This is a genomic window from Stutzerimonas zhaodongensis, from assembly GCF_003696365.1.
GTDB lineage: Bacteria > Pseudomonadota > Gammaproteobacteria > Pseudomonadales > Pseudomonadaceae > Stutzerimonas > Stutzerimonas zhaodongensis.
In genome coordinates this window covers 1-5,676 of the sequence record NZ_RFFM01000015.1, presented here as the reverse complement: position 1 = coordinate 5,676, position 5,676 = coordinate 1, and the positions used below count along the sequence as shown (strand labels likewise).

The following is a 5,676-nucleotide window of genomic DNA, read 5'->3' as shown; positions in this document are numbered from 1 at the left end:
GGTCAGGTTGATCGGAAGCGGTTGAAAGAGGTGGTTGACAGCGGTTTTGGACGCTGTATGATTCGCCTCCCGCTGACGAGAGACGCCAGGTTGATCGCAAGCGCAAGCGGTTGAGAAGAAAGAAAAACTTCTTCAAAAACAGCTTGACGAGAAACAAGGCTGCTGTAGAATGCGCGGCCTCGGTTGAGACGAAAGACTTGATCGAAACGCTCTTTAACAACTGAATCAAGCAATTCGTGTGGGTGCTTGTGAGGTAAGACTGGTAGTCAGCAAGATTATCAGCATCACAATGTACTCAGCGAGAAATCATTGAGTGCTCTTCTTAAGGGTGACCTTTTGAAGAGATTGCGATTGCTGAGCCAAGTTTAGGGTTTTCTCAAAACCCAAGCAGTATTGAACTGAAGAGTTTGATCATGGCTCAGATTGAACGCTGGCGGCAGGCCTAACACATGCAAGTCGAGCGGATGAATGGAGCTTGCTCCATGATTCAGCGGCGGACGGGTGAGTAATGCCTAGGAATCTGCCTATTAGTGGGGGACAACGTTTCGAAAGGAACGCTAATACCGCATACGTCCTACGGGAGAAAGCAGGGGACCTTCGGGCCTTGCGCTAATAGATGAGCCTAGGTCGGATTAGCTAGTTGGTGAGGTAATGGCTCACCAAGGCGACGATCCGTAACTGGTCTGAGAGGATGATCAGTCACACTGGAACTGAGACACGGTCCAGACTCCTACGGGAGGCAGCAGTGGGGAATATTGGACAATGGGCGAAAGCCTGATCCAGCCATGCCGCGTGTGTGAAGAAGGTCTTCGGATTGTAAAGCACTTTAAGTTGGGAGGAAGGGCATTAACCTAATACGTTAGTGTTTTGACGTTACCGACAGAATAAGCACCGGCTAACTTCGTGCCAGCAGCCGCGGTAATACGAAGGGTGCAAGCGTTAATCGGAATTACTGGGCGTAAAGCGCGCGTAGGTGGTTTGTTAAGTTGGATGTGAAAGCCCCGGGCTCAACCTGGGAACTGCATCCAAAACTGGCAAGCTAGAGTATGGCAGAGGGTGGTGGAATTTCCTGTGTAGCGGTGAAATGCGTAGATATAGGAAGGAACACCAGTGGCGAAGGCGACCACCTGGGCTAATACTGACACTGAGGTGCGAAAGCGTGGGGAGCAAACAGGATTAGATACCCTGGTAGTCCACGCCGTAAACGATGTCGACTAGCCGTTGGGATCCTTGAGATCTTAGTGGCGCAGCTAACGCATTAAGTCGACCGCCTGGGGAGTACGGCCGCAAGGTTAAAACTCAAATGAATTGACGGGGGCCCGCACAAGCGGTGGAGCATGTGGTTTAATTCGAAGCAACGCGAAGAACCTTACCAGGCCTTGACATGCAGAGAACTTTCCAGAGATGGATTGGTGCCTTCGGGAACTCTGACACAGGTGCTGCATGGCTGTCGTCAGCTCGTGTCGTGAGATGTTGGGTTAAGTCCCGTAACGAGCGCAACCCTTGTCCTTAGTTACCAGCACGTAATGGTGGGCACTCTAAGGAGACTGCCGGTGACAAACCGGAGGAAGGTGGGGATGACGTCAAGTCATCATGGCCCTTACGGCCTGGGCTACACACGTGCTACAATGGTCGGTACAAAGGGTTGCCAAGCCGCGAGGTGGAGCTAATCCCATAAAACCGATCGTAGTCCGGATCGCAGTCTGCAACTCGACTGCGTGAAGTCGGAATCGCTAGTAATCGTGAATCAGAATGTCACGGTGAATACGTTCCCGGGCCTTGTACACACCGCCCGTCACACCATGGGAGTGGGTTGCTCCAGAAGTAGCTAGTCTAACCTTCGGGAGGACGGTTACCACGGAGTGATTCATGACTGGGGTGAAGTCGTAACAAGGTAGCCGTAGGGGAACCTGCGGCTGGATCACCTCCTTAATCGAAGACTTCAGCTTCTTCATAAGTTCCCACACGAATTGCTTGATTCACTAGCGAAAAGCGATTGGGTTTCGACCCGAGAGAGACGATTGGGTCTGTAGCTCAGTTGGTTAGAGCGCACCCCTGATAAGGGTGAGGTCGGCAGTTCGAATCTGCCCAGACCCACCAATTGTCATGGGATGTGGCCGATCTGTAGATGGGGCCATAGCTCAGCTGGGAGAGCGCCTGCTTTGCACGCAGGAGGTCAGCGGTTCGATCCCGCTTGGCTCCACCATTATTCTCGCCATCGCTTGAAAGCACAGAAATGAATAGATTCCTTAGGGAGTGTATTGATTTCTGGTCTTTGCGCCAGTAACTGTTCTTTAAAAATTTGGGTATGTGATAGAAGTAGATTTGGGTAATTACTTTCACTGGTGATTATTCAAGTCAAGGTAAAATTTGCGAGACGCTCGAGAGAGCAGAATGCGGATTTTCGGCGAATGTCGTCTTCACGTTATAGACAGTAACCAGATTGCTTGGGGTTATATGGTCAAGTGAAGAAGCGCATACGGTGGATGCCTTGGCAGTCAGAGGCGATGAAAGACGTGGTAGCCTGCGAAAAGCTTCGGGGAGTCGGCAAACAGACTTTGATCCGGAGATCTCTGAATGGGGGAACCCAGCCATCATAAGATGGTTATCACACACTGAATACATAGGTGTGTGAGGCGAACCAGGGGAACTGAAACATCTAAGTACCCTGAGGAAAAGAAATCAACCGAGATTCCCTTAGTAGTGGCGAGCGAACGGGGACTAGCCCTTAAGCTTCTTTGATTTTAGCGGAACGCTCTGGAAAGTGCGGCCATAGTGGGTGATAGCCCTGTACGCGAAAAGGTCTTAGAAGTGAAATCGAGTAGGACGGAGCACGAGAAACTTTGTCTGAATATGGGGGGACCATCCTCCAAGGCTAAATACTACTGACTGACCGATAGTGAACTAGTACCGTGAGGGAAAGGCGAAAAGAACCCCGGAGAGGGGAGTGAAATAGATCCTGAAACCGTATGCGTACAAGCAGTGGGAGCCTACTTTGTTAGGTGACTGCGTACCTTTTGTATAATGGGTCAGCGACTTATTTTCAGTGGCGAGCTTAACCGAATAGGGGAGGCGTAGCGAAAGCGAGTCTTAATAGGGCGTCTAGTCGCTGGGAATAGACCCGAAACCGGGCGATCTATCCATGGGCAGGTTGAAGGTTGGGTAACACTAACTGGAGGACCGAACCGACTACCGTTGAAAAGTTAGCGGATGACCTGTGGATCGGAGTGAAAGGCTAATCAAGCTCGGAGATAGCTGGTTCTCCTCGAAAGCTATTTAGGTAGCGCCTCGTGTATCACTGCTGGGGGTAGAGCACTGTTTCGGCTAGGGGGTCATCCCGACTTACCAAACCGATGCAAACTCCGAATACCAGCAAGTGTCAGCACGGGAGACACACGGCGGGTGCTAACGTCCGTCGTGAAAAGGGAAACAACCCAGACCGTCAGCTAAGGTCCCAAAATCCTGGTTAAGTGGGAAACGATGTGGGAAGGCTCAGACAGCTAGGAGGTTGGCTTAGAAGCAGCCACCCTTTAAAGAAAGCGTAATAGCTCACTAGTCGAGTCGGCCTGCGCGGAAGATGTAACGGGGCTCAAACCAGGTACCGAAGCTACGGGTTCAACGTAAGTTGAGCGGTAGAGGAGCGTTCTGTAAGCCTGTGAAGGTGAGTTGAGAAGCTTGCTGGAGGTATCAGAAGTGCGAATGCTGACATGAGTAACGACAATGGGAGTGAAAAACTCCCACGCCGAAAGACCAAGGGTTCCTGCGCAACGTTAATCGACGCAGGGTGAGTCGGTCCCTAAGGCGAGGCTGAAGAGCGTAGTCGATGGGAAACGGGTTAATATTCCCGTACTTCTAGTTACTGCGATGGGGGGACGGAGAAGGCTAGGCCAGCTTGGCGTTGGTTGTCCAAGTTTAAGGTGGTAGGCAGAGATCTTAGGTAAATCCGGGATCTTAATGCCGAGAACTGATGACGATCCTTCTTTTAGAAGGAGAAGTGGTTGATGCCATGCTTCCAGGAAAAGCCTCTAAGCTTCAGGTAACTAGGAACCGTACCCCAAACCGACACAGGTGGTTGGGTAGAGAATACCAAGGCGCTTGAGAGAACTCGGGTGAAGGAACTAGGCAAAATGGCACCGTAACTTCGGGAGAAGGTGCGCCGGTGAGGGTGAAGGGTTTACCCCGTAAGCTCATGCCGGTCGAAGATACCAGGCCGCTGCGACTGTTTATTAAAAACACAGCACTCTGCAAACACGAAAGTGGACGTATAGGGTGTGACGCCTGCCCGGTGCCGGAAGGTTAATTGATGGGGTTAGCGCAAGCGAAGCTCTTGATCGAAGCCCCGGTAAACGGCGGCCGTAACTATAACGGTCCTAAGGTAGCGAAATTCCTTGTCGGGTAAGTTCCGACCTGCACGAATGGCGTAACGATGGCGGCGCTGTCTCCACCCGAGACTCAGTGAAATTGAAATCGCTGTGAAGATGCAGTGTATCCGCGGCTAGACGGAAAGACCCCGTGAACCTTTACTATAGCTTTGCACTGGACTTTGAATTTGCTTGTGTAGGATAGGTGGGAGGCTTTGAAGCGTGGACGCCAGTTCGCGTGGAGCCATCCTTGAAATACCACCCTGGCAACTTTGAGGTTCTAACTCTGGTCCGTTATCCGGATCGAGGACAGTGTATGGTGGGTAGTTTGACTGGGGCGGTCTCCTCCTAAAGAGTAACGGAGGAGTACGAAGGTGCGCTCAGACCGGTCGGAAATCGGTCGTAGAGTATAAAGGCAAAAGCGCGCTTGACTGCGAGACAGACACGTCGAGCAGGTACGAAAGTAGGTCTTAGTGATCCGGTGGTTCTGTATGGAAGGGCCATCGCTCAACGGATAAAAGGTACTCCGGGGATAACAGGCTGATACCGCCCAAGAGTTCATATCGACGGCGGTGTTTGGCACCTCGATGTCGGCTCATCACATCCTGGGGCTGAAGCCGGTCCCAAGGGTATGGCTGTTCGCCATTTAAAGTGGTACGCGAGCTGGGTTTAGAACGTCGTGAGACAGTTCGGTCCCTATCTGCCGTGGACGTTTGAGATTTGAGAGGGGCTGCTCCTAGTACGAGAGGACCGGAGTGGACGAACCTCTGGTGTTCCGGTTGTCACGCCAGTGGCATTGCCGGGTAGCTATGTTCGGAAGAGATAACCGCTGAAAGCATCTAAGCGGGAAACTTGCCTCAAGATGAGATCTCACTGGAGCCTTGAGCTCCCTGAAGGGCCGTCGAAGACTACGACGTTGATAGGTTGGGTGTGTAAGCGCTGTGAGGCGTTGAGCTAACCAATACTAATTGCCCGTGAGGCTTGACCATATAACACCCAAACAATTTGATGTTTGCGTGTCAGACGGTTGAAGTCGACAAACAAACCGAAAAGACGCATCGCTCGCAAAGCGTAAGCAATACCGAAACACCATCACATACCCAATTAGGGGAAGCGACTCAACACCGACTCCCCAACCGAATTGCTTGACGACCATAGAGCGTTGGAACCACCTGATCCCATCCCGAACTCAGTAGTGAAACGACGCATCGCCGATGGTAGTGTGGGGTTTCCCCATGTGAGAGTAGGTCATCGTCAAGCTTCTACACCAAACCCCCGATCTTCGTAAGAGGACCGGGGGTTTGTCTTTGGGCCA

2 tRNA genes and 3 rRNA genes are annotated in these 5,676 nt (G+C 51.8%); all 5 read left to right on the top strand.

Annotation, left to right across the window (positions count from 1 at the left end):
• The first annotated feature begins 395 nt into the window (after window positions 1-395).
• The 5 genes from EA797_RS21560 to rrf all read left to right on the top strand — a co-directional run bounded on the left by EA797_RS21560 (window position 396) and on the right by rrf (window position 5,621).
• Window positions 396-1,932: ribosomal RNA gene (locus EA797_RS21560) — 16S ribosomal RNA — on the top strand.
• Between the two features lie 91 nt (window positions 1,933-2,023).
• Window positions 2,024-2,100 (top strand) — tRNA-Ile (locus tag EA797_RS21555).
• Between the two features lie 30 nt (window positions 2,101-2,130).
• Window positions 2,131-2,206, top strand: a tRNA-Ala gene (locus tag EA797_RS21550).
• A 253-nt stretch (window positions 2,207-2,459) separates the two neighbouring features.
• Window positions 2,460-5,350: ribosomal RNA gene (locus EA797_RS21545) — 23S ribosomal RNA — on the top strand.
• Between the two features lie 155 nt (window positions 5,351-5,505).
• Window positions 5,506-5,621 (top strand): 5S ribosomal RNA (rrf, locus tag EA797_RS21540).
• The 16S, 23S and 5S rRNA genes sit together here with 2 tRNA genes alongside, the layout of an rRNA operon.
• The last annotated feature ends 55 nt before the right edge of the window (window positions 5,622-5,676 follow it).